Source organism: Shewanella sp. KJ2020, assembly GCF_024197625.1.
Classification (GTDB): Bacteria; Pseudomonadota; Gammaproteobacteria; order Enterobacterales; family Shewanellaceae; genus Shewanella.
The window spans coordinates 58,062-80,750 of record NZ_JAKUKD010000018.1; the positions used below are offsets into that span (position 1 = coordinate 58,062).

At 47.7% G+C, this 22,689-nt stretch carries 22 protein-coding genes and 1 riboswitch; of the genes, 6 read left to right on the forward strand and 16 right to left on the reverse strand.

What is annotated here, in order from left to right; all coding sequences use genetic code 11:
• The first annotated feature begins 229 nt into the window (after positions 1-229).
• Positions 230-2,398: a TonB-dependent receptor gene (locus tag MJO46_RS11280; protein ID WP_253989396.1), complete on the forward strand. Its 2,169-nt coding sequence runs from the start codon at positions 230-232 to the stop codon at positions 2,396-2,398.
• A 72-nt stretch (positions 2,399-2,470) separates the two neighbouring features.
• On the opposite strand, the gene MJO46_RS11285 is transcribed toward MJO46_RS11280, so the two are convergent.
• Positions 2,471-2,638: a YqaE/Pmp3 family membrane protein gene (locus MJO46_RS11285; RefSeq protein ID WP_006079767.1), complete on the reverse strand. Its 168-nt coding sequence runs from the start codon at positions 2,636-2,638 to the stop codon at positions 2,471-2,473.
• Positions 2,639-2,833: 195 nt separating this feature from the next.
• Here MJO46_RS11285 and MJO46_RS11290 point away from each other — a divergent pair, with 195 nt between their 5' ends.
• Positions 2,834-4,012 (forward strand): GGDEF domain-containing protein, encoded by a 1,179-nt coding sequence (locus MJO46_RS11290; protein ID WP_253989397.1) that lies wholly within the window; start codon positions 2,834-2,836, stop codon positions 4,010-4,012.
• A gap of 4 nt (positions 4,013-4,016) precedes the next feature.
• Here the strand turns inward: MJO46_RS11290 and MJO46_RS11295 are convergent, their stop codons facing one another.
• The 4 genes from MJO46_RS11295 to MJO46_RS11310 are packed head-to-tail and all read right to left on the reverse strand — an operon-like array spanning position 4,017 to position 7,288.
• On the reverse strand, positions 4,017-4,700 hold the full coding sequence (locus tag MJO46_RS11295) for a TIGR01621 family pseudouridine synthase (RefSeq protein ID WP_253989398.1): 684 nt from the start codon (positions 4,698-4,700) through the stop codon (positions 4,017-4,019).
• Between the two features lie 33 nt (positions 4,701-4,733).
• Complete coding sequence (locus MJO46_RS11300) at positions 4,734-5,990, reverse strand: HAMP domain-containing histidine kinase (RefSeq protein ID WP_253989399.1); 1,257 nt, start codon at positions 5,988-5,990, stop codon at positions 4,734-4,736.
• Between the two features lie 49 nt (positions 5,991-6,039).
• The gene (locus MJO46_RS11305; protein ID WP_253989400.1) at positions 6,040-6,717 is read right to left on the reverse strand and encodes a response regulator transcription factor; all 678 of its coding nucleotides are present in this window, start codon (positions 6,715-6,717) and stop codon (positions 6,040-6,042) included.
• Positions 6,718-6,766: 49 nt separating this feature from the next.
• Positions 6,767-7,288 (reverse strand): hypothetical protein, encoded by a 522-nt coding sequence (locus MJO46_RS11310; protein ID WP_253989401.1) that lies wholly within the window; start codon positions 7,286-7,288, stop codon positions 6,767-6,769.
• Positions 7,289-7,658: 370 nt separating this feature from the next.
• Between MJO46_RS11310 and MJO46_RS11315 the strand changes: the two genes are divergently transcribed.
• The gene (locus tag MJO46_RS11315; protein ID WP_253989402.1) at positions 7,659-7,820 is read left to right on the forward strand and encodes a hypothetical protein; all 162 of its coding nucleotides are present in this window, start codon (positions 7,659-7,661) and stop codon (positions 7,818-7,820) included.
• Between the two features lie 14 nt (positions 7,821-7,834).
• Here the strand turns inward: MJO46_RS11315 and MJO46_RS11320 are convergent, their stop codons facing one another.
• The 7 genes from MJO46_RS11320 to moaA form a co-directional block, all read right to left on the reverse strand.
• A complete protein-coding gene (locus tag MJO46_RS11320) occupies positions 7,835-8,938 on the reverse strand; it encodes an ABC transporter ATP-binding protein (RefSeq protein ID WP_253989403.1) in 1,104 nt (367 codons plus the stop codon).
• Complete coding sequence (gene modB / locus MJO46_RS11325; RefSeq protein ID WP_253989455.1) at positions 8,919-9,599, reverse strand: molybdate ABC transporter permease subunit; 681 nt, start codon at positions 9,597-9,599, stop codon at positions 8,919-8,921. The genes MJO46_RS11320 and modB overlap by 20 nt, the downstream gene beginning before the upstream one ends.
• Entirely contained in the window at positions 9,599-10,402 is an 804-nt protein-coding gene (gene modA / locus MJO46_RS11330) for a molybdate ABC transporter substrate-binding protein (RefSeq protein ID WP_253989404.1), read from the reverse strand. The genes modB and modA overlap by 1 nt, the downstream gene beginning before the upstream one ends.
• 235 nt (positions 10,403-10,637) lie before the next feature.
• Positions 10,638-11,105, reverse strand: a complete 468-nt coding sequence (gene moaE / locus MJO46_RS11335) for a molybdopterin synthase catalytic subunit MoaE (protein ID WP_253989405.1) — start codon at positions 11,103-11,105, stop codon at positions 10,638-10,640.
• Position 11,106: 1 nt separating this feature from the next.
• Positions 11,107-11,358 (reverse strand): molybdopterin synthase sulfur carrier subunit, encoded by a 252-nt coding sequence (gene moaD / locus MJO46_RS11340; RefSeq protein WP_198781372.1) that lies wholly within the window; start codon positions 11,356-11,358, stop codon positions 11,107-11,109.
• 23 nt (positions 11,359-11,381) lie between these two features.
• The gene (gene moaC / locus MJO46_RS11345; RefSeq protein WP_006086547.1) at positions 11,382-11,858 is read right to left on the reverse strand and encodes a cyclic pyranopterin monophosphate synthase MoaC; all 477 of its coding nucleotides are present in this window, start codon (positions 11,856-11,858) and stop codon (positions 11,382-11,384) included.
• Positions 11,859-11,956: 98 nt separating this feature from the next.
• A complete protein-coding gene (gene moaA, locus MJO46_RS11350; RefSeq protein ID WP_253989406.1) occupies positions 11,957-12,937 on the reverse strand; it encodes a GTP 3',8-cyclase MoaA in 981 nt (326 codons plus the stop codon).
• Positions 12,925-13,058: riboswitch (molybdenum cofactor riboswitch) on the reverse strand. It overlaps the preceding gene by 13 nt.
• A 247-nt stretch (positions 13,059-13,305) precedes the next feature.
• Here moaA and MJO46_RS11355 point away from each other — a divergent pair.
• Together MJO46_RS11355 and MJO46_RS11360 are read left to right on the forward strand one after the other, a co-directional pair.
• Positions 13,306-14,955, forward strand: coding sequence for an electron transfer flavoprotein-ubiquinone oxidoreductase (locus MJO46_RS11355; RefSeq protein ID WP_253989407.1), 1,650 nt, complete (start codon positions 13,306-13,308; stop codon positions 14,953-14,955).
• A 299-nt stretch (positions 14,956-15,254) separates the two neighbouring features.
• Entirely contained in the window at positions 15,255-17,171 is a 1,917-nt protein-coding gene (locus tag MJO46_RS11360) for a methyl-accepting chemotaxis protein (RefSeq protein ID WP_253989408.1), read from the forward strand.
• Between the two features lie 72 nt (positions 17,172-17,243).
• On the opposite strand, the gene MJO46_RS11365 is transcribed toward MJO46_RS11360, so the two are convergent.
• From MJO46_RS11365 to MJO46_RS11380, 4 genes are all read right to left on the reverse strand, one after another.
• Positions 17,244-17,600: a DUF4870 domain-containing protein gene (locus MJO46_RS11365; protein ID WP_198781377.1), complete on the reverse strand. Its 357-nt coding sequence runs from the start codon at positions 17,598-17,600 to the stop codon at positions 17,244-17,246.
• Between the two features lie 36 nt (positions 17,601-17,636).
• Positions 17,637-18,326: an MOSC domain-containing protein gene (locus MJO46_RS11370; RefSeq protein WP_253989409.1), complete on the reverse strand. Its 690-nt coding sequence runs from the start codon at positions 18,324-18,326 to the stop codon at positions 17,637-17,639.
• Positions 18,327-18,662: 336 nt separating this feature from the next.
• Positions 18,663-19,514, reverse strand: a complete 852-nt coding sequence (locus MJO46_RS11375; RefSeq protein ID WP_253989410.1) for a PfkB family carbohydrate kinase — start codon at positions 19,512-19,514, stop codon at positions 18,663-18,665.
• 279 nt (positions 19,515-19,793) lie between these two features.
• Complete coding sequence (locus tag MJO46_RS11380; protein ID WP_198781380.1) at positions 19,794-20,189, reverse strand: hypothetical protein; 396 nt, start codon at positions 20,187-20,189, stop codon at positions 19,794-19,796.
• A gap of 350 nt (positions 20,190-20,539) precedes the next feature.
• Here MJO46_RS11380 and ovoA point away from each other — a divergent pair, with 350 nt between their 5' ends.
• Positions 20,540-22,657, forward strand: a complete 2,118-nt coding sequence (gene ovoA, locus MJO46_RS11385) for a 5-histidylcysteine sulfoxide synthase (RefSeq protein ID WP_253989411.1) — start codon at positions 20,540-20,542, stop codon at positions 22,655-22,657.
• The last annotated feature ends 32 nt before the right edge of the window (positions 22,658-22,689 follow it).

Consider the following 22,689-nt stretch of genomic DNA (forward strand, 5'->3'; position numbering starts at 1 on the left):
GGTTAATCTTCAATTTAAATACACCTCTCACTGTAAGACAAATCACAACTTCCAGATATTGACGCCTTACCAAGCAATTTCATCGATATAACGGCTAGACAATCGATATCTACTCCCATAGAATTCACATTTAATAAAAATCGTTATCATTTGCAATGCTATTTAACGGAATGTGCTGATGCCAAGGAATTCGGTGTAACACACTTACTCGACCTATGCAGGAAGTTATATGACGTTTAAAACCTCGTTTGTTGCCCTAGCCGTGCTCGCGGCACTGACCCAATCTGCTGTGGCACAGGATGCCCCTGACAGTAACAATAAAAATAAAGAAATCGAAAAAATCACTGTCACCGCGAGCCGTATGGATAAGTCTCCAAGCTCGATCCCGAATACTGTCACTATTATCGACCGCATCCAATTAGAAGAACAGTTTCGCACCACTAAGGATTTATCCACCATTATCGGTAACTTAGCGCCCAGTTTTTCGCCAAGCCGCCAGAAGATGAGCAACACGGGCGAAACCCTACGCGGCCGTCCACCACTCATTATGATCGATGGTGTCCCCCAATCTAACCCTCTACGTAGCGGTGGCCGAGAAGGACAAACCATAGATCCAGCTATGATAGAACGGATTGAAATCATTCATGGCGCCAATGCGATGCACGGTTTAGGCGCCCAGGGCGGGATCATTAACTACATCACTAAAAAGCCATCCGGTGATAACGAGCACCAAGCAAGTTTCGATGTCACAGTGCCGGATTCGCTTGAAGCTAATGGCGTGAGTTTTGGTGCCAGTTATGCGTTTTCCGGTGAGTCTGAGTTGATCGACATGCTAGGCTCCGTCAGCTATCGCAATAATGGGGTTTACTATGATGCTAACCACGATGTTGTTGGCGTCGATACGACTCAAGGCGAGTCAATGGATAGCCAAAGCGCTGACTTCTTTATCAAACTTGGTCACAACTTTGCTGAGTCACGGCTAGAGCTAATGGTTAACCATTACAATATGGAAAACAACGGCGACTGGATGCCCGTAAAAGGCGATATCGCCAATGGCATACCGACGGGCGCAGTGGAAGAAAAACAGCCTTGGGAGGCCGCTAATAACCAAGTCACTACCTCCAGTCTGACCTACAGCCACGAAAATATTGCCGGCCAACAGCTGAACGTACAACTGTTTAATCAGGATTTCCAAGCCGTATATGGCGGTGGCTGCAATAAAACCTTCTTCGATCCTGCGTTTGCCAATGACGACCAACTCGTACAATGTGAAGGCCCTAAGGGTGAGAACTGGTACTACGAGCAATCCCGCAACTCTTCGGTCAAATGGGGCTTAAAGACCTCGCTGATTGCCAAAAATATTGCCGATACTGGCATAGATGCCGCCTATGGTCTCGACTTATTCCGGGATACTACTGAGCAAGATCTAGTGCAAACTGGCCTTTCATGGGTGCCCGAAAGTACCTATGACAACTTCGCGCCATACTTACAATTAGATTATGATTTAATTACCGATTTAACCCTATCAACCGGAGTGCGTTACGAACACGCTACCCTGAATGTTGATGACTATAAAACCCTTTACGGTGCAGGCAATAAGCAGATAGAAGGAGGAGAAGTCAGCTTTGACGAAACCCTATTTAATATCGGCGTCTCCTACAAAATCACCCCAGATATCCGCCTTTACACTAGCTTTAACCAAGGTTTTGGCATGCCGGACATTGGCCGTATTCTGCGTGACGGCAATAGCTTCCCCGGTGATAACCCCAGCATAGAAGACTCCCTATCCCTCGCCCCTATTGTGACGGATAACGTTGAATTGGGTGCAGATTATCAAGGTAAATACTTGAGTGCTAAGATTTCCTACTACCGCTCAGCCACAGACTATGGTTCACGCTTAGCCTTAAACAGCGATGGTTTTTACGATGTAAAACGGGAAAAGAGTGTTATCGATGGTATCGAGGCTAATGTGACCGCTTACCTGACGAGTAACGATGATCTGGGCATGAATATCGCCATCCAGCGGGGTGAATACGATTCTAACGATGACAATAAAACAGATACAGATCTCGATGGTGCCAACATTTCACCAAATCGTATCAACCTGTTCTGGACTCATAACTTCGATAATGAAATGTCGACCCGTGTTCAAGCTAACTACTTTATGGACCGCGATTTTGAAGACGCCGCGGGGGAAAAATACGCCGAGTTTGAGGGTTACACGACTGTCGATGCATCCTTCGCTATGCCACTTTACACTGGCACACTAAGCCTAGGTGTACAAAACCTATTTAATAAGGATTATTTCAACTACTACTCACAAACTATGGGTACAAATGATCGCTATTTCAAAGGGATGGGACGTACTGCAACTATAGGTTACAGCATCCCCTTTTAAGTAAGGGACGTTTTTGAAGCCAAAAAAGCGCATTAATTTGCGCTTTTTTCATTCTCGGCAGATAAATCAAAATTATGCCTTGGTCACCACCCAAAGTGCGTGCAATAAACCAGGGAACCAGAAGAGTAAACATAACACTATGTTTATTAATAAATCTTTACCCGCGCCCGCCTTCAAAAATACCGCAACAGGAGGGAGTAGAATCGCAATGATCACTAGGAGTAATTTATTTGTATCCATAATCGAGCATCCTTAAATGGGAAATGATTAGCAAATCAACAGAATATAACTTCGCAGGAAGATCCTACATTTGCAAATACTTTAGGCGATATTGGCATTTCAGGCTGAGCTTTGCCGTAATATGCTGCAGCATGCTCAATTTCAACCAAGGGCCCAAAAGCCATCTATAGTTAAAGAAAAATCGAATGACCCTATATGACATTTGATCCCCAAGCCCTTTTGCTGATTAAGTTTATTTGTCTGCTCACAGGTACCTCGACCATTGCTTGGGGGCTTATCGCACAACCGTTAAAAATAGCCCCCAAAGCCAGCATGCGTTTTTCACTCGGTAACCTCTTTGTCTTACTGGGCATAATACTCAACACCCAACGCACACAAGCAGCGAGTTATTTCTTCTGGTTTGGCTCTGATATTTTGATTTTATTGGGATTTGTCATGTTGCGCTGGGGAACACAACATCTCTTTCGGCTCGAGCACAGTACAAAATTTGATATCGCCGTCCTCACCATCACTGCAGTATTGATGTTACTCGTTCCCCCTGACGTTAGCTCAGAGCGAGTCCTCGCCAGCTTATTCTCCGCCAATGCGGCAATCACCTTTATCCTGTTGACTAAGGATAATTTCATTGCCACTAAGCGTGATACGGGAAACAGAGTCGCAACCGCCATGGCGATACCTTTAATTGCCATGGCGGCGGTTTTTATTATCCGCTTTTTTATCGCAGTCCTATCACCAGAAGAAGCCCCAATATTTATCGCTATGTACACCCAAGAAGCCATTCCCGTACTCTGGTTTTACGTATTCCTCGCCCTTGTGATCAATATAGTGATGATAGGCAACGCGCTGACGCGCCTAGTCAGCAAGATCCGAATTCTGGCCGAGCGCGACCAGCTGACGGGTCTCTGGAATCGACGGGCAATGCAAAAGATGTTGAAAAACACCCATCAGCGCTGGCTTAAGACCAACGAACCTTACAGCATGATCCTATTAGACCTAGACCATTTTAAAGATATTAATGATCAATACGGTCACGATGCAGGGGATCGTGCCCTACTCACAGCGGCCAGATTATTTGAAACTGTATTGAGGGAAAACGATGTCCTCTGCCGCTATGGTGGAGAAGAGTTTTTAGTGCTATTGCCCGCAACCGATGCACCCTCAGCCAGGGTGGTTGCCGACAAGCTACATAAAATTCTCAGGGGAAATCCGCTCAACTGGCAAGGCAAGGAGGTCAAGCTTTACGCCAGTTTAGGTTACGCCACTATCTACCATGGATGCCAGCCAGATCAGTTACTCATTCAAGCCGATCAAGCCATGTACCTCGCTAAATCGACGGGACGTGACCGTATCTGCCAAGCCGATATCATTGAATAAATGATTATCTATCGGGCCAAGCTAAGGTATTGGGCTCTTTCCACACTTCGAGCGCCGCTGCCACAGGCTCGCTGCTAAATAGTGCTCCCTGCAAAGGCATATCGAGGTAGGCATAATCCCGCTGCCCAGCGGCGTCACTATAGCTAAAATGCAAACTGTAGGCGTGCAGATAACAACGGTCGGCACTTTCACCGCCATAGAGGTCATCGCCCAAAATGGGCACAGCTAAACTTGCTAGGGCGACCCTTAACTGGTGGGTTTTACCCGAATGGGGTTTAAGCAAATAGAGACGTAATCCTTCACCCACACTTTGGGAAAAGAACTGCGTAATAGCGGGATTCTCTTTAGTGCGCAGCAACTTAAACATACTACGCCGCGACTTTGCCATATCGCCAATCACCCAGCCCTGTTTCTTCTTAGGCTTACCTTTTGCTAAAGCTAGGTAGAACTTTTGCACTTTATGGGCGGTAAATAACTCAGTAAATTGCTGGGCTGCGGCGGTGTTCTTAGCCAAAATCAACAGGCCCGAGGTTGGCGTATCGAGTCTATGTACGGCAAAAAGCTTAATCCCCAGATCTTGCTCGGCCTGCGCCACCACACCCGCTGTGCCATCCTGACTGTGAAAATGCACTTGGGCTGATTTAGAAATAACCAGAAAATCAGCCTCATCGGCTATGATTCGATACATGGAATTCTCAACACTGTAATGCGGATCATCGACTTAAAACTTAATAGTGACCACTAAGCCGGGATGATTATCCGTAAGATTAATTTTGGCATTGTGCCGCGAGAGAATCGCTTTGACCATAGATAATCCCAATCCCGTACCTTGAAGATGGCGACTAGGATCGAGCCGCACTAAGCGTTCGAACACTCTTTCCTTACTCTCATCGGGAATACCTGGTCCATTATCACAAATCTGGACTTGTGGGCCAGACTGAATGATATCGATCCGTGCACCCTGCCCAGAATACTTCATCGCATTATCCACAAGATTATATAAGGCTTGGAATAGTAAGTATTTATCGCCATGAACAGTGTGATCACTGAGCAGGGACAGGCTCAGGGTTTGTCCATTGGACTCAGCGACGGCATCGGCCATTTCCAATAGATCGGTGCAGAGTTGGGCCAAACTCAACTCCTGTAGATCTAAGGTTTGCTGCCCCTCCTCGATTCGAGTCAGGGATAACATGGCATCGAAGGTAGCCAAACAGTGGTCTAGCTCCTCGGTCAAGATCGCACACTCTTCACTGACCTCATCTGTTGATTTCGAGGCTAGCTGCTCGATGCCAATACGGATATGGGATAGTGGAGTTCGTAAATCATGGGCGATATTATCGGTCGCACCGCGCACCGCCATCAGGTTATTTTCGAGGATATCCAGCACGTTATTAAATTGCAGTGCCAGCATATCGAATTCATCCTGACGCCAACTTAAGGGTAAACGCGTATCATAGTGACCACGCTCAATTTGCTCGCTCAAGCGGTTGTACTGCACTAACCTGCGCAGAATCGCCTTAGAAAACAAATAGCCCAGTGCCAACGTCAAGATAATAGTCAACATCACTGCGGTTGCCGCGGCGCTGATAAACTTATCGATTAATGTGGCTAAGTTATCGGTGCGAGTGGCAATCAGCACTGGGCCGTAGCGCGTCATCACTAGGCCCCCCGTCAGAATATGCAGCTTATCTGGCCCACCCGTTAAAATGGGGAAATCCCGGGTCTGTGGCAACATAGGCATGTCTTCGGGCATAAAACTCAGGGCGCCGACCATATCATAACTATTGCGCCAAGCAATCAGGGCGGTTTGGGGATCGGCGGCGCGGATCTGGGCGGCAAAACTACGGCGATCAACCGTGCGGGCTAAGTGTTGGTAGCGCAGGGTTTCTGACTCAAGATATTGAGTAACTTGATATTGTTGTTCGATAATCAATTGGCGATAGAGAACAAATAGCAAAGCGCCTATGATCACTGTCACTAAGGTAGAAAATACTATCGTGATGCGCCAGGCGCTACTCTGGTAAGGCTTAATGCCTTTGTCGTAAGCGATAACCCGCCCCCCTCACGGTTTCAATCAATTCACCGTGGCCTAGCTCTTCAAATTTTCGGCGTAATTTGGCGATATGCACATCGATGACATTGGTGCGAGGATCGAAGTGATAATCCCATACCGCCTCGAACAACAAGGTGCGACTAATCACTTGATTCGCGTGTTCCATCAGATACTTAAGCAACTGAAACTCCTTTGGCTGCAACATAAGATCCTGCCCGTCTAAGGTGACGTTGCGTGTCAGCAACTCCATCTTCAAGCCACCAACGACTAAATCCGTCGTGATTGGGGCGGATTGGCCACGTTGCATTAATTTCTCGGCGCGCACCAATAACTCGGAGAAGGCAAATGGCTTAGTCATATAGTCATCCCCCCCGGCACGCAATCCCTTCACCCGCTCATCCACATGGGCCAATGCCGATAAAATCAGCACCGGAGTCTGATCCCCCGTCGCCCTCAAGGCGGCAAGCAGTTTTAACCCGTCGAGTTGTGGCAACATACGGTCGAGGATCAGTAAATCGTATTGACTGCTTGTGGCCTGCAACAGCCCTTGATGGCCATCGCTGGCGGTTTCAATATTATGTCCCTGCTCGATAAACCCTTTGACTATGTAGTCAATCGTTGTCGCATCATCTTCAACTAAAAGTATTTTCATTTATACGCTGCGCTCCTCAATCTTCACTTAGTTCTTGGTTCTACAAGCTTCAATCCCACTTGAGTAAAGGTAGCTGCCGTAAATTTTCCACATCGAAGGCCAATTTATACTTGCCGGTATCATCCAACAACTTAAGTTCTAAGTAACTGATACCTAAGTCGTGATCTAATTTTGCATCGGTCAAAAAACCATTGTGATCCTTAGTCGCCATCGCAATAAGGCCTGAAAATGTTTGATGCTGAGCCGAAATAAATCGTGTGGCCTCGACTTCACTCAGCTCATCCGCTGTCACTTTAGCCGCCTTTTGCTTCAATAACTTACCATCACTGGCACGGTATTCGAATCGAGTGATAGCGTTAGCTAGCGGATTAATGAGCTCAAGCTTGTAGACTAACTCGCCCTCTTGCATTTCCATTTCAAACTCAGTGATCACCCCTTGAAAATCCTTTTCAACCTGCTGCATAACACTCAGCGGTGGCCGATAATCCCCACTGGCTAACATCGAATACAGGCTCTGGGCAGCGGATGCTACCCCAGAAACCAAAATGAGTCCTAGCAACCATAGTCTCATGGCTCCTCCATATAAATCAGCTATGTTTGTATCTTATGAGACAATCAGTTAGATGTCGATGTAACCTATTGTCCCTGTGCGCGATTCCAAACCAAACACTCAATCATTTTGTGTCCAATGCGTTAAGTCTACCTAATACCAACTGAAACACCGATGGAAATGAGATTAAGCTTTGATCATCTAGAGATTTTGAAACATGACATTTCCAGTGGAAACCCACAATTTAGCCTTTTAAAATCAAGATGATTAAATTTTGGCGGGTATTTTAGTGCATCAGTGTCGTCAAGAAGTGGGATTGGCAACTAGACCGCACTCAACTAAAGTCAGATAACTTGGTGTCGGGTAACTGCATTTTTGAATCGGAGCGAATATGAAACCAGCCACACGATGGATAAGTTTAAGCTTGTTACTCGTCGCAGCATTAAGCGCCTACGCCTATGGCAGCGCTACAAGCGCCGTGGCATTCATCATCTTAGGCATGCTGTTAGAAGGAACATTTTGGATTGGATTACTTGGTAAAAAACGTCATTAGATTGCGATATGACATTATTCCAAAATATGAATTTGCTCGGATTTCAGTGCCACAGTAGTCTGCATTCCCTTTTTCAGAGCAAGCTTTTGGGCGAGGTGCAGCGAGACTTCAGTGTTAAGTTGTAACTGAGTGCCAGTGACATAACAGATGAGTCGTACCGATTCTCCCATCACGAGAAGAGAATCAATGGTGATATCTAACTTATTAAAACTACGGCATAAACGGCCATTAGAAATCGAATTAAATCGTATGCCTTGATTGGGGATCACCCAACGAACCCGTGATCCTACGGGGCGATCTTTGCCATAGTCACAGGCGATCAATTGCTCGCCACACTTAAGCCAAGTGAGGTCTTTTGTGCTGTCTTGAAACACCACTTCACCATCGAAAATATTCCTCAGCCCCATCTGCCGCGCCACGGCTTCGTTACGTGGGCGCGATAACACCTCAAAGGGTGCACCCTGCTGTAGCATCTGTCCTTGACTGATCAACATCATAGTATCCGCCAGCAATAGGGCCTCATTTAAATCGTGGGTGACCATAATCACTGGGCAAAGTAACTGCTCTTTAAGGCGAGCCAATTCGAGGTATAAACGCTCACGGGTTTCCCTATCTACCGCAGAAAATGGCTCATCCAGCAATAAAACGGAAGGCTCTCGGGCCAACGCCCTCGCCAGCGCAACCCGTTGGCGCTGGCCACCGGATAAATGTGCCGGCAATCTATCGGGTAATCCATGCAAATTCACTCGCTCTAACCAATCCTTAGCCCGCGTAATCCGTTCAGACTTAGGAATATGATCGAGCCCAGCGACCACATTTTCTAGGGCAGTCAGATTGGGAAATAACCCAAAATGCTGCGGCATATAACCTATATGGCGTTGCTGCGGGCTCAAGGCGATACGCGCTTTGTCATCAAACCAAGGTCGTTCGCCAAAATGGATTTGGCCCGCATCTGGATGGTTTAGCCCGGCGATCATCCTCAGCAGCGTGGTTTTTCCGCCACCTGAAGGCCCCACGACGGCAAGTACCTCTCCCGCCTTACAGCAAAAATCGGCATTGAGCTTTATGTGATTATCGTTTTGGATCTGGCAATGCAGATCAGCGATGATTTGTGCCACGCTGACCTCCTAAACGTCGGGATAAACTGGTCGTCAATGCCAAGGCTGTAACGGCAAACAGTAATAATACTAATGACATAGTCCCTGCGGCATTAAAATCAAATGACTGCACACTGTCATAAATTGCAATCGAAATCGTCTTAGTCTCACCCGCGATATTGCCGCCCATCATCAGCACTACGCCAAACTCCCCAAGCACATGGGAGAAGCACAAGACTAGCGCGGTCAACACGCCCGGCCACACCATAGGTAATTCAATTTTAAGCAGAATTTTAATTCGACTCATGCCACAACATGCGGCAGCGTCACGGACATCGTGGGGGACAGCTTCAAAGGCGCGCTGAATCGGCTGCACCGCAAAGGGGATATTGACTAAAACGGAGGCGATAACCAGCCCAGAAAAGTGAAACACAAGTTGTTGACCAATAACTTGCTCAATCCATTGGCCAAGCCAACTCTGGCTACCCAGCCCCACCAGCAGGTAATAGCCAATCACGGTCGGCGGCAACACTAAGGGCACCATAATCAGCGCCTCTACCCAAGATTTACCAGCAAACTGGCGATAAGCCAAGGCTCGCCCTGCGAGGATCGCAAGGGGGATCAGCACCAACACTGTGATGCTACTGAGCTTGACCGATAACCAGAGTGCCTGCCAATCCATCATGGTTGCTCTGGCAGTGAAAAACCATAATTGGCCAAAATATGGCGAGCATTATCTGTTTGTAAATAGTCATAGAAACGCTCGGCGGTATCACCCGCACTGGCCATTAACACCATACGCTGAAACAATGGGCTGTGCATTTTGGCTGGCACTATCGCGTATCGGCTATGGCTCGCAAACTGAGGAGACATAGCTAAAGACAGCGCAATAATCCCGCCCTGGGTTGAACCACTGATCGCAAACTGCCCCGCTTGGGACACGTTTTCCCCGAGGATCAATTTAGGTTGAATCGCATCCCACAACTGCACAGACTGCAACGCTTCCTTCGCTCTCTCACCATAGGGAGCATGGTCAGGATTGGCGATGGCAAAACGGCTGATTTCCCCAGCCATAAGTGCTTGCGCTAATCCCTTTAACTCAGGGTCAAGCGACAGACTGCCAGACTTGGGTGCGACAATGGCGAGTTGCCCTTGGGCATAAAGCACGCCGGCATCGCGGGCAACGCCTGCGCTATGCAATTGCTGAATATATTTTTCATCCGCGGATAAAAACAATTCATAGGGCGCACCATTTTGGATTTGTGTGGCAAAGTTGCCCGATGAACCATAGGATATTTTTACTTTTAGCCCAGTTTCATGGGTAAATTTTTGGCTAATGTCATCTAAGGCAAAGCGCAAATCCGAGGCGGCGGCAATGGCAGGAACAGCGGACTTCTCCGCCGCACGACTGGACAATGGCACGACAGCTAAGCAAAACAGTACTGCAAAACCAAAGGTATGGAAAAAACGGGTCAAACTCGACATTGGGTCACCTTAGTGCAATATTCGCGCGGTTAGTGAACTGGCTAGTTGCTACTACGAGTATCGTTATCGCACGACTAAATGGCCATTTTGAATCGTAAGTCACCTCATGGTGACAAGCATGGTATCGGTAAGCAGGCCCTCTGCGCCATGGATGGCGCGGTGGAGCCCTCATGGAAGAGTTAATGGAGTGCCTGCGTGCGATACCCTGCGATGTAGCATAATTAAGAACAGTTATTTAGCCTTTGTGTTGCCACAGCTTAGCCGCTTGTTCATCGGCATCCTTTGCTTCAACCCAATTTTTGCCTTGCTCACCCGCTTCTAGTTTCCAGAATGGCGCCTTGGTTTTTAAAAAGTCGATTAAAAACTCACAGGCGGCAAAGGCGGCTTTGCGATGGGCGCTCGTCACCCCAATAAACACAATTTGCTCACCCAGAGCCATAGTGCCAACACGGTGGATCACTGTGACTTTGTTAAGCGGCCAGCGGCTACGCGCCTCGGTAACGATTTGCTCTAGCACGGCTTCTGTCATGCCGGGATAGTGCTCTAGGGTGAGATCTGTGACCGTGGCACCATCGTTAAAATCCCGTACTTTGCCAATAAAGGTCACGATCGCACCATCGCTATCGTCTTGGGCTAGCTGGCGATATTCGTCAGAAACACTAAAATCGACCTCTTGCACTCGAACTGCGGGTAATAGACGCATATCAACCCCCTGTAACGGGTGGAAAGAAGGCCACTTCATCACCGTCTTTAACGGGCGCATCCCATTGGCTAATGGTTTGGTTGACCGCGACCAGCAATTTGTCTGAGGTTAATACCTTGGCCCACTTTTCATCGGTTGCCGCTAGCGCAGCGCGTAATGTCTCGGCGGTTTGCATCTGCTCATTAGCCTCAATGCTTAACTTAGCCGTGCCCAACAACTCTCGAACTTGGGCAAAAAACAACACGTTAATCATAATCTTCCCTCGTTTTTGACCCGCTAAACCTTAAAATGTCCAGACTTACCGCCGCGCTTTTCCAGCAGACGAACCTGGGAAATCACCATATCTTTTTGCACGGCTTTGCACATATCGTAAATGGTGAGCGCCGCGACAGAGGCTGCAGTAAGAGCCTCCATTTCAACTCCGGTTTTGCCGGATAATTTGCACAGACTGGTGATACGTACGCGGTTATGTTCGGGCTGCGCCTCTAAATCGACCTCGACCTTAGTCAGCATCAGTGGATGGCATAAAGGGATCAAATCTGAGGTTTTTTTCGCCGCTTGAATACCCGCGATCCGCGCGGTGGCAAACACATCACCCTTGTGGTGGCTACCGCTCATGATCATCTCAAGTGTCGTACTCGCCATCTCGATAAAAGCTTCGGCGCGGGCTTCACGCTCGGTGATGGCCTTTTCGGTCACATCGACCATATGGGCATTGCCATCGGCATTGATATGGGTAAATACATTGCTCATTAAAGCGTTCCTTTAAAATGAAGCCTAATCAAGGCACGGGGAAAGGGGCAGATAACAGTGCTCAAGCCAACATTATTGCTAAGGCGGGCAAATCCGCCCTAGCCACCAATAGAGGCAAGATGCTGAGTGACACCTGTGATGCCTTGGTGCAGATAATGGGTTTCTTTCTTCTGGGCTAACTGACCGTGTAAGCGCTCAATTAATTTCGCTTGTTGATCAGGATGTTGCAGTAGATCACGTAAATCGACACCGGATTCGGTAAAGAGGCATAAATGCAATTTGCCCTTTGCCGATACGCGCAAACGGTTACAGGTAGCACAGAAATTATTGGCATAGGGCATGATCAAACCAATGCGGCCCTTATAATCACTGTGGCTAAAGTTTTGTGCTGGACCATCGGAGGCGCTTGGGGCATCGAATTGCCAGCCGTCCGCCAATAATTGCGCCTTGATATCGGCCCCCGCTAGATGGTGGGCCTGAAAATACTCGCGGCCTAAACCTGTCTCCATCAATTCGATAAAACGCAGGTCGATTGGCGTGTGTTTAATCCAGTGTAAAAAGCGGGGTAAATCTTTATCGTTTAAACCTTTAAGCAGTACGGCGTTGATTTTTACTCGCTCAAAACCCGCCGATAATGCGGCATCAATACCCCGCATCACTTCGTCAAACTTGTTCTCACCGGTGATTTGATAAAACATCTTAGGATCTAAGCTATCCACCGAGACATTGATACGGCGTAGTCCGGCATCGAACCACTCTTTGGCATGTTTTTCGAGTCGATAGCCGTTGGTGGTCGTTGCTATGGTATGAATGCGCGGATTATCAGCGACGACACGTATGATGTCGGTAAAGTCTTTGCGCAGCGTAGGCTCGCCACCGGTAATGCGGATTTTTTGGGTGCCCACTTGGCTAAATGCGGAAACTAAGTTTTCTATCTCATTGAGAGATAAGAATTGTGGCTTACCATTGGGATGGTAACCATCGGGGAGGCAGTAACTGCATTTGAAGTTACAAACGTCAGTGACTGACATCCGTAAATAGTGAAACTTTCGACCAAAGCTGTCTTGTAATTGAGACATGATCACCTTTCCAAGTGTGGGAGGTGAGAGCATTTCTTTACTCACCCCGGTGGCATTATTACCACGGCTACACCGCCATATCAATTGACTTAGGCCGGCAAGCTCGGAGAACCGTCGTCGGTGATTATAGGCCGAAAGTACTCACTAGCTATACCCCTAAACAGGTATTTATTAACCTAGATCACGCTAGCGTGAATAATCTGTGACAGTGCTCACCCAAAGTTTTGTATTCATTTAGACTAAACAGTAGGTTTATCCACTGTGCCCTTGGCCTATTTTCAGGTAAGGTGGTACAAGCAATAAAACGCCCGTTTACAAACTACAACACCCGATAAAAATTGGGGAAACGCGAAGGAAGAGGTGAACTGATGGAACGCGAATCAATGGAATTCGATGTTGTTATCGTCGGTGCAGGGCCTGCTGGCTTGGCTACTGCGTGTCGATTAATGCAAATATCACAGGATTCAGGTAAAGAAATCACTGTCTGTGTGGTCGAAAAAGGCTCCGAAGTGGGCGCGCATATTCTATCGGGCGCAGTCTTCGAACCTAAGGTACTAGATGAACTGTTCAGCGACTGGCGTGAAAAAGATGCCCCAGTGAAAACCGCTGTCACCCAGGATGAAATCTACCTGCTCAGCTCCGCCACAGAAGGCCGAGCCATGCCGAATGCCCTTGTGCCAAAAACCATGCACAACGAAGGCAATTACATTATCAGCGTGGGCAATTTGTCCCGTTGGCTTGCCAGTCGCGCCGAAGAACTGGGTGTCGAAATTTTCCCCGGCTTTGCCGCGAGTGAACTGTTATTTAATGACGATAATAGCGTTAAAGGCATTTTAATTGGCGATATGGGCGTCGGCGCCGATGGTGAGCCTAAAGACAGTTACATGCCAGGCATGGAGCTGCACGCTAAATATACCGTATTCTCCGAAGGTTGCCGTGGCCACTTAGGCAAACAACTTATCCAAAAATATCATCTAGATAACGGTAAAACGCCGCAGCATTACGGTCTTGGCTTCAAAGAAATTTGGAAAGTCCCCGCCGAGCAGCACGAGCAAGGCAAAGTCGTGCACACTGGTGGATGGCCATTAACCGATGGAGCCTCCGGCGGTGGTTTCCTCTACCATATGGAAGACAACCAAATTGCGGTCGGGCTGATTATTGATTTGAATTATAAAAATCCACACTTAAGCCCCTTCGATGAATTCCAGCGCTATAAAACCCACCCTGTGATCGCAAAATACCTGACCGGTGGTGAGCGTTTAAGCTATGGCGCCCGCGCTATTACTAAGGGTGGCTTAAACTCATTACCTAAGATGAGTTTCCCCGGTGGTCTTATCATAGGTTGCAATGCGGGGACCTTAAACTTCGCCAAAATCAAAGGCACCCACACTGCGATGAAGAGCGGTATCGTTGCGGCGGAAACCTTAGCCAAGGCTATGATGGCGGGCGTTGAGGGCGGCAAAGATCTTGACTGTTACCAAACTCACTTTGAAGAAAGCTGGTTACATCAAGAACTGTATAAATCCCGCAACTTTGGCCCCGCAATGCACAAGTTCGGCACTTTCCTCGGTGGCGCCTTCAACTACATAGATCAAAACTGGTTTGGGGGTAAGTTCCCTATCACATTGCGTGATGAACACCCAGATTACGCGCAGATGGCGCCAGTGAGTGCTTACAGCAAGATTGATTATCCTAAACCCGATGGCAAGTTAAGCTTCGACAAACTGTCTTCAGTCTATCTGTCGAGCACTTTCCATGAGGAAGATCAGCCCTGCCATTTGCGCCTCAAAGACAACAGCATTCCACTGGGCATAAACCTGACTCAGTTTAATGAGCCGGCACAGCGCTACTGCCCAGCAGGCGTGTATGAGATAGTCGAAGAGGCGGGTCAACCTAAATTTATGATCAATGCGCAAAACTGCATTCACTGCAAAACCTGCGACATTAAAGATCCGAGCCAAAACATCACTTGGGTTACCCCCGAGGGCGGCGGCGGACCAAACTATCCCAATATGTAATCAACAAGGCGCTCAAATGAGCGCCTTACTTTTGCTTGCTTAAAAGATACGTTTTGGTCACAATTGCGCCATAAAAATCACATGCGTTCAATCAGCAACTCATTTCCATCTATACTCTACATAATTAGATCTACCGCAAGACCAACAGGTTAGGCCAAATAAATATCTTGATACGCTGTTTTATTCGGCAATCGACCTAGACTAAGGTCAACTTTTAACATTCCTGTCCGATAACCACTATTGTACAAGAGTGCGTCGACCGATATTTCCAAACGTCCAACACAGGCATATTGATATTTATGATATTGAATAACCTCACCATCAAGCAGAAGATCCTGCTGACAGTGACATTTGCAGTGCTACTGTCGACTATACTCGTCGGCGTATTGAGCCAACGTAGCGCTAAAAGTGTCGTACAACAACGTATGCTCGGGTCGGAAATGCCCAGCTTAATGATGCAAATACGCAATAAAATTGAGTTGGATATCTCCAGCTTAATGAACGCTGCGGAGCAACTCGCTAACAGCCGTATGCTGCTGCAATGGCTCGAAAATGGTCGCCCGCAGGAGCAAGAACCCCAAGTGGTTGCTCAGCTAAAGGACATCACCCGTCAATATACATTGGCCCAAGCTTCCTACGCCGATAGACAAACTGCGGCTTATTACACCCAAGATGGATTTCTGCGCGTGCTGACTCCCGCACAGGACGGCTGGTTTTTTGGCTATCGCGACAGTGGCCAAGAACGCATGTTAAACGTGTTTACCGAGGCCAACGGTGAGGTAAAACTCTTTATCAATTATCAGCAACCCAATGGGCGTGGCTTAGTCGGTCTAGCCAAATCCCTCGATGATATGGTGCGCTTACTCGGTTCTTTTAAAATTGAAGATACAGGGTTTGTTTACTTGGTCGATGCTAAGGGCGAAGTGAAACTTCACCCAGACCCAAAGCAGATTGGTAACAGCAACCTCAACAATTTGTACTCAGGTGCTAACTCAAGTTCATTGCTAAATCGTAGCGATTTCAATCTAATTGATATTGAAGTCAATGGCGAAAACACCTTCGTGGCCAGTAGCTATATTCCTTCGATGGATTGGTATTTGGTCGCCCAAGTCCCTGAGGCTGAGGTGTTTGCGCTACTCCAAGAAGCCGCCTACCAAATCCTTATTTGGACCCTGATCATTGCCGCAGGCTTTATTATGCTGGCGATTGTGGTCGCAGGTTCAGTCAGCCGCCCTATTGCCCAAGTCGCTACCATGTTCCGTGATATTGGTGAAGGTGAAGGTGATTTACGTCAACGCTTGCCCGTCAATGGCGAAGATGAAATTGCGCAGTTAGCTCAAGGATTTAATAGCTTTATCAGCAAGATCCAAGAGTCGGTGATTGAAGTTGCCCAAACCAGTGAACAACTCGGGTTTTCAGCTAAGGATGTGTCAAATCAGGCGCAGCAAACCTTAGAAGACAGCCACGAGCAGAAAGATCGCACTATGATGGTGGTCACGGCCATCAATGAGATGGGGGCAACGGTGAATGAAATCGCCAGCAATGCCGCCCAAGCCGCCGTTGCCGCTAAAGATGCCGATACCGAATCCAGCAGCGGACAAGTGGTCGTCACCCGTGCACGGGATACCATTAATCAACTGTCTAAGGATGTGGAACAGGTCGGTGAAGTGATCGAATCCCTTGCGACTCACACTAAGTCCATTGGGGGGATTTTAGATGTGATCCGCGCCATTTCCGAGCAAACGAATCTGTTGGCGCTAAATGCTGCGATTGAAGCGGCTCGAGCCGGTGAAGCGGGACGCGGTTTTGCCGTCGTCGCCGATGAGGTGCGCAATCTAGCATCGCGTACTGCGGCATCGACCAACGAAGTGCAAGGGATGATAGACAAACTGCAGTCGGAGGCGAGTCGCGCCGTGGCGGCAATGGCCCAGAGCCGGACCCGCTCCCATGAAGGAGTTGCAGCCGTCGATGAAGCTAGCCAATCCCTAGTCGGTATCAGTGACCGCATAGGGTTAATCAGCGATATGAATATTCAAGTGGCCGCCGCAACGGAAGAGCAATCGACAGTGGTCGAGGATATCAACCGTAACGTGACTGAAATTAACGATATCACCCAACGCACCGCTAACACGGCTCAAGCCGCAGCGCAGGCGAGTCTTGCCCTGAATCAGTTAGCCCACCGCTTAGATACCTTAGTGGCTAAGTTTAAGGTGTAACCCTTGATTCCAGCCCTATAAAAACGCCTTAGATGGGAACATCTAAGGCGTTTTCTTTATTTTCGCTAATGCTTAATCCATGGAAATGAATTTAATTGTGAATGGATAGCGATACACTTGCCCTTCACTGGCTTTAATGATCCCAAGCACAGTGCACACAAGATCCAAAATAGCGAGCGCAATTAATAAGATAAACCCAATGCCGATAAACGCTAGCACGATACTGATAATCACATAGATCAGCAAACTCAGCTTAAAGTTCACACAACTGCGACCACATCGGTCGACAAATGCCGACTCTTCGCGTTTCATCAACCAAATGATCAGTGGTCCCAAAATTGAGCCCAGTGGCACTAAGTAACCCATAAAACTCGATGCATAAACGAGTAATCCAAAATCTCTATCGCTCTTTGTCACGGGTTCAATCATAACGTCATCCCTGTTTTATCATTTGAATATAAATACTTATTTACCACTTGGCCCATATAAACGCATTTGCCAATCTTCGACACTTTGGGTTGCTAAACGGCGCTGCAGGCTATTAACCCAGCTCTGTGCTAACCCTTCGCAGGAAGCGAGTCGATCATAGGCGCTGGCATCAAAGTGTGGGGAGAAATAGAGAGACATCGCCTCGGCCACACAGATATCGGTTCGACGCTCAAGCAATTCAATTTTATCCTGTAGTTGAATAACCCCAGGGGTGAGTACCCGATAGAACCAGCCGCATAATTGGCTTTGCTGCATGGCCAAGGCAAAATCCCTGTGGCCAAACTGCAGGTTTAACTTAAAACAGGGTGAACGGGGTTGAGTGACCTGTACTCTTACCTGGCCAATCTGCAAAATATCGCCAATATTCACTTGGGTTTCATTGAGCCCAACTGTGCTGATATTTTCCCCCATACTGGGGGCATCTTCGAGCTGAGTGATTAAATCCCAACGGCGATACTGACCATAGTGTTCACGGGGGAAATGATGCAGCACGCGGTCGAGTCCGCCATGGTGTTTAGGATCGGCCTGGGTATCACCTTCGACATGGTCAAGATGCACTTTCAGTTGTTCTGTTGCTTGCTTACCCTTAATCCCTGTCGAAATCCCTTCAATCTCTTGGATATTTAACCCTGAATACAATCCAGATAACTTGCTTACCAACAACATAGGTAACTCCCTTTTCAATGGCCGACAAGGCATACGCACGATAATGCTTCAACACACCTGTAACTAAGCCCCTACTTTGAATGGCTTACTGTTTTAAGTATTTAAGCCGAACAAATGTTAACGCAATTATGCCACTGCCGCACAGAATTTCAGCACCACTGGCGTTATTGGGGGAGATCACTTTTTGGGGTAAAAAAATGCCCCGTTGGGGAAACGAGGCAAAACATGCGAAACAACAAAATGGGAGTAAAACTGAAAATGTTAAAGGACAAAGCTGTGTCACTGAGGGGAATTTACCAAGCCTAAATGACAGAATGATGACTCAAGCCTTAAATATTAAGCCGAGTCTTTTGTCTCTAAATATTGCTTCAGTGCATCCCCGGGAATTGAGCTGTCGGTCGCCACCGCAAACGCCGCCCAGATAGCACCTTCGGCCATGGCTTGGGTAATCGTCTGCCCCAAACACAAACTATGTATTAACCCTGCCGCATAGGCATCTCCGGCACCTGTGGTATCGACGACCTTAGCGGGAACGGCGGGGACATGCTGCACTTGATCTTGGGTATATACCTTGGCCCCATGAATACCGTCGGTAACCACAAAGTAACGGAGTGAATCCCCAGCAATACTGACACCATAGTCCCAAAATGCAGCCTCACATCGTCCCTGCATATCACTCGCAGATGCCAATAGTACATGGCAAGGCCTTGGCCTATCGTCCTTAGCTAATTGCGCCACGACGAGGCAATGATCTAATGCGGTTTTTGCCCAGCTGACAGTCCCCTCGGCCGAGGTATTAAAATACAGTGCATCCCACTGCTGCCACTTAGGTGGTACTGATAATTCAAATATCGGTCTTTGGGGCCGAATAATAGTGCGCTCACCATCGGGTGTCATCACGAGCAGCATTTCACAGGTATTGCCCGGACGGCGCTGCACCAAACGACAATCGAGCCCCTGCGTACTCGCCTCGGCAATGACCCAGTCCCCCATTTTGTCCCGACCTACCTGACTAACCAGTGCGACCCTATGACCCGCCCACACTAGGCCAAGCCCGGTATTGGCGCCGCCCCCGCCCAGCCTTTGTCCACCATCTTGATAATGAAAGCGACCACCTGTTTTTAATGGTTTATCAAGTAACAAGATCCGATCACAGTTAAGATTGGCAACCAACAAAATATTCGCCATTACGCGGCTCCAGAGGGCGGAAAGAAAAAGCGCCAGTTTCAGAAACAAGAAGTGCTCTCAATCTAGACCAAAATCCCCCTAGGGACAATCCGGGGCAAAGCATATAGGGATGGGAATAGAGGGATAAGGCGATATCGGCTCTGCCAAGAAGAATGAATACGTTAGAGTTCTAAACGCTGAGGTAGAGCCAATAAAAAGGGACTCGCTATTATTGAGGGAGCGGGTGGAGCAGCAGACCCCAGTGGAGGAACCTAACTGCCCCTTAAAATGACAACCCAGTTAACCTATCGGCGTCAATGCTGATAGGGAGGTCAATTTCACGGCTAACTGCCAATCGTCGACCACCATATCAGAGGGTTGCCAACTCTCATCAACCCACTCATAAATGAGTCCAGGATCTTCTTCTGCATTCACTAACAGACGGCGCCCATCCTTTAAAACTAGCGTATAATCAAGCCCCTGTGCATCAACACTCTCTATGTCCCCCAAGACATTATGATGTATGGCTGAAATTGTCCCAGTCGCCTTTACGGCTGGGTTACCCTTAGCTCCGCTGTAAAATCTTAATACCTCGTTAGTCGCGGGTTTATGAAATATAAACTCCTCAGTAACGCCCACTACGAGCGACGGATCAAGTTCATACCAGGCGGGTATCCATAATGCGTTCATTGTCATCCCGTTATATCCTGCATAATAATGTTACGGACGGGATCATTCTGCCTTAACCTAGAGAGAGAAAATACTGTTAAAGGATAAAATAATTTTTACCATACCGAGCCCCGAATTAGGCCCTCTGACATTGCAATAAAAGACCGCACAACAAGGTCATATCTTCAGGCTACAACCTCGGACGCTATCATTGGACTCCGGTGCTCTTTCTGTTAGTTTGGGAAAACGCATCGATAAAACAATGCCAGCGGTTAGTGCAGTGATCCTAGATCTCGCTTGAGCGTATATATCGCAATACTGATCAGCCATTACCATGCTTGCATCGCAGGCCTACAAATATGGAGTTTGCTTGCCCTATGGAAAAGCCGAACATGCAAAACACTCAATCCCTCAAACTCACGGGTGATAATGAGGCGCAAAAACGTCAAGCACTAAAGCAATATTTTAACCAGACCTGGACACTCTACGAATCACTGTTTGATCTTATCCAACAGGATTACGCCTACTATCTAAAAGCCGAACCGCTACGCCATCCACTGATCTTTTATTTTGGTCATACGGCAACGTTTTACATCAATAAACTCATGCTCGGCAAATATCTCGATGTACGAGTTAATGACCACTTTGAGTCAATGTTTGCCATAGGTGTCGATGAGATGTCCTGGGATGATTTAAATGACACCCATTACCAGTGGCCCAGCGTGTCGGATGTTCGCCAATACCGCCAACAGGTAAAAGACGTGGTTAACAGGGTCATAGACACTATGCCACTGCCATTACCAATCACTCAGGATAGTCCTGCCTGGATAATTTTGATGGGGATTGAGCATGAACGTATCCATTTAGAAACCTCCTCAGTCATCATACGCCAACTGCCACTCGAGTACATTGCTCCCAACCCACTCTGGCCCGAATGCCATGACTCAGGCGTAGCCGAACCCAATCAGCTCATTGCCGTGGCAGGGCAAAAAATCACCCTAGGGAAACAGGAATCGGATCAAACCTATGGTTGGGATAATGAATACGGTAATAAAACCTTTAAGGTCGCCGATTTTAAGGCATCAAAGTATTTAGTCACCAATCAAGAATACCTCGCCTTCGTTATGGCGGGTGGATATCAAACGGCGCATTTTTGGAGTGAAGAAGGCCAAGCTTGGCTCGCCTATACACAGGCGACCATGCCTCGCTTTTGGCGCCAGCGGGAGGGCAAATGGTGGCAACGCAATTTGACGACGGAAATGCCCCTGCCCTTAAATTGGCCTGTAGAGGTGAATCAACTCGAAGCTAAGGCATTTTGTAATTGGAAATCCGAGCAAAACCAAAGCAATATCCGTTTACTCACCGAGGCTGAATGGTACATTCTTCGGCAAAATATTCCCGTGGATGCGCCCGATTGGCAGGAGGCCCCTGGCAATATCGCCCTAGCTTATTACGCCTCCTCCTGCCCAACCAATCGATTCGAACATAATGGTTTTTTCGACATTATTGGCAATGTCTGGCAATGGACTGAAACCGCAATCGATGGCTTTAACGGCTTTGCCGTGCATCCGCTGTACGACGATTTCTCGACCCCGACCTTCGACGGTAAACATAATCTCATCAAGGGCGGCTCATGGATCTCGACGGGTAATGAAGCCATAGCTTCATCACGTTATGCGTTTCGTCGACATTTCTATCAACATGCGGGCTTTCGCTATGTGGAGTCCCTACAAAATCCTGCCCAAATGGCCGAGGTCAACGTGTACGAAACCGATGAACTGATTTCCCAATACCTTGAGTTTCACTATGGCGCCGAATATTTCGGTGTCGCTAACTTCTGCGTGAATGGCGTGCAGCAAGCCCTGAGTGAAATTCAACTCACCCATACCGCTAAAGCCCTCGATATTGGCTGCTCCGTTGGACGCGCCAGTTTTGAGCTGGCAAAAGTGTTCGATCATGTGGATGGTATCGACTTCTCGGCACGTTTTATTCAACAGGCCTACGCACTGACCGAACAGGGTGAGAAGCGCTACACCATTCGCACTGAAGGTGACTTGCAGGAGTTTAAGAGTGCTAGCCTAGCTAAACTGGGTTATCAGAATGAGGCTAAAAAAGTTAACTTTATGCAGGGAGATGCCTGCAATTTAAAGCCCATCTATACTGGTTACGATTTAGTTTATGCCTCTAATCTTATTGATAGATTACAGGATCCTAAGCATTTTCTCGGCAGTATTGGCCAGCGGATAAATCAAGGAGGCTATCTGGTCATCGCATCGCCATACACTTGGCTCGAGGACTATACCCCGAAGGAGAAATGGCTTGGAGGTATTAAAATCAAAGGTGAGAATTTTACGACCTTAGATGGCTTGACCGAAACCTTAATCGGCCAATTTGAGCTGGTTGCAGTGAAGGAAATTCCCTTTGTGATCCGCGAGACTAAACGTAAATTCCAGCATTCCATTTCGGAAATGACCATTTGGCGCAAACGTCAATAATGCATTGAAACTTATTTAAAATGCATATAAAT

Excerpts from the sequence above, each read along its gene's own strand:
- MJO46_RS11280 (WP_253989396.1), top strand. The coding sequence starts at position 230 with ATGACGTTTAAAACCTCGTTTGTTGCCCTAGCCGTGCTCGCGGCACTG.
- MJO46_RS11285 (WP_006079767.1), bottom strand. The coding sequence starts at position 2,638 with ATGGATACAAATAAATTACTCCTAGTGATCATTGCGATTCTACTCCCT.
- MJO46_RS11290 (WP_253989397.1), top strand. The coding sequence starts at position 2,834 with ATGACATTTGATCCCCAAGCCCTTTTGCTGATTAAGTTTATTTGTCTG.
- MJO46_RS11295 (WP_253989398.1), bottom strand. The coding sequence starts at position 4,700 with ATGTATCGAATCATAGCCGATGAGGCTGATTTTCTGGTTATTTCTAAA.
- MJO46_RS11305 (WP_253989400.1), bottom strand. The coding sequence starts at position 6,717 with ATGAAAATACTTTTAGTTGAAGATGATGCGACAACGATTGACTACATA.
- MJO46_RS11310 (WP_253989401.1), bottom strand. The coding sequence starts at position 7,288 with ATGAGACTATGGTTGCTAGGACTCATTTTGGTTTCTGGGGTAGCATCC.
- MJO46_RS11315 (WP_253989402.1), top strand. The coding sequence starts at position 7,659 with ATGAAACCAGCCACACGATGGATAAGTTTAAGCTTGTTACTCGTCGCA.
- modB (WP_253989455.1), bottom strand. The coding sequence starts at position 9,599 with ATGGATTGGCAGGCACTCTGGTTATCGGTCAAGCTCAGTAGCATCACA.
- modA (WP_253989404.1), bottom strand. The coding sequence starts at position 10,402 with ATGTCGAGTTTGACCCGTTTTTTCCATACCTTTGGTTTTGCAGTACTG.
- moaE (WP_253989405.1), bottom strand. The coding sequence starts at position 11,105 with ATGCGTCTATTACCCGCAGTTCGAGTGCAAGAGGTCGATTTTAGTGTT.
- moaD (WP_198781372.1), bottom strand. The coding sequence starts at position 11,358 with ATGATTAACGTGTTGTTTTTTGCCCAAGTTCGAGAGTTGTTGGGCACG.
- moaC (WP_006086547.1), bottom strand. The coding sequence starts at position 11,858 with ATGAGCAATGTATTTACCCATATCAATGCCGATGGCAATGCCCATATG.
- moaA (WP_253989406.1), bottom strand. The coding sequence starts at position 12,937 with ATGTCTCAATTACAAGACAGCTTTGGTCGAAAGTTTCACTATTTACGG.
- MJO46_RS11355 (WP_253989407.1), top strand. The coding sequence starts at position 13,306 with ATGGAACGCGAATCAATGGAATTCGATGTTGTTATCGTCGGTGCAGGG.
- MJO46_RS11360 (WP_253989408.1), top strand. The coding sequence starts at position 15,255 with ATGATATTGAATAACCTCACCATCAAGCAGAAGATCCTGCTGACAGTG.
- MJO46_RS11365 (WP_198781377.1), bottom strand. The coding sequence starts at position 17,600 with ATGATTGAACCCGTGACAAAGAGCGATAGAGATTTTGGATTACTCGTT.
- MJO46_RS11370 (WP_253989409.1), bottom strand. The coding sequence starts at position 18,326 with ATGTTGTTGGTAAGCAAGTTATCTGGATTGTATTCAGGGTTAAATATC.
- MJO46_RS11375 (WP_253989410.1), bottom strand. The coding sequence starts at position 19,514 with ATGGCGAATATTTTGTTGGTTGCCAATCTTAACTGTGATCGGATCTTG.
- MJO46_RS11380 (WP_198781380.1), bottom strand. The coding sequence starts at position 20,189 with ATGACAATGAACGCATTATGGATACCCGCCTGGTATGAACTTGATCCG.
- ovoA (WP_253989411.1), top strand. The coding sequence starts at position 20,540 with ATGGAAAAGCCGAACATGCAAAACACTCAATCCCTCAAACTCACGGGT.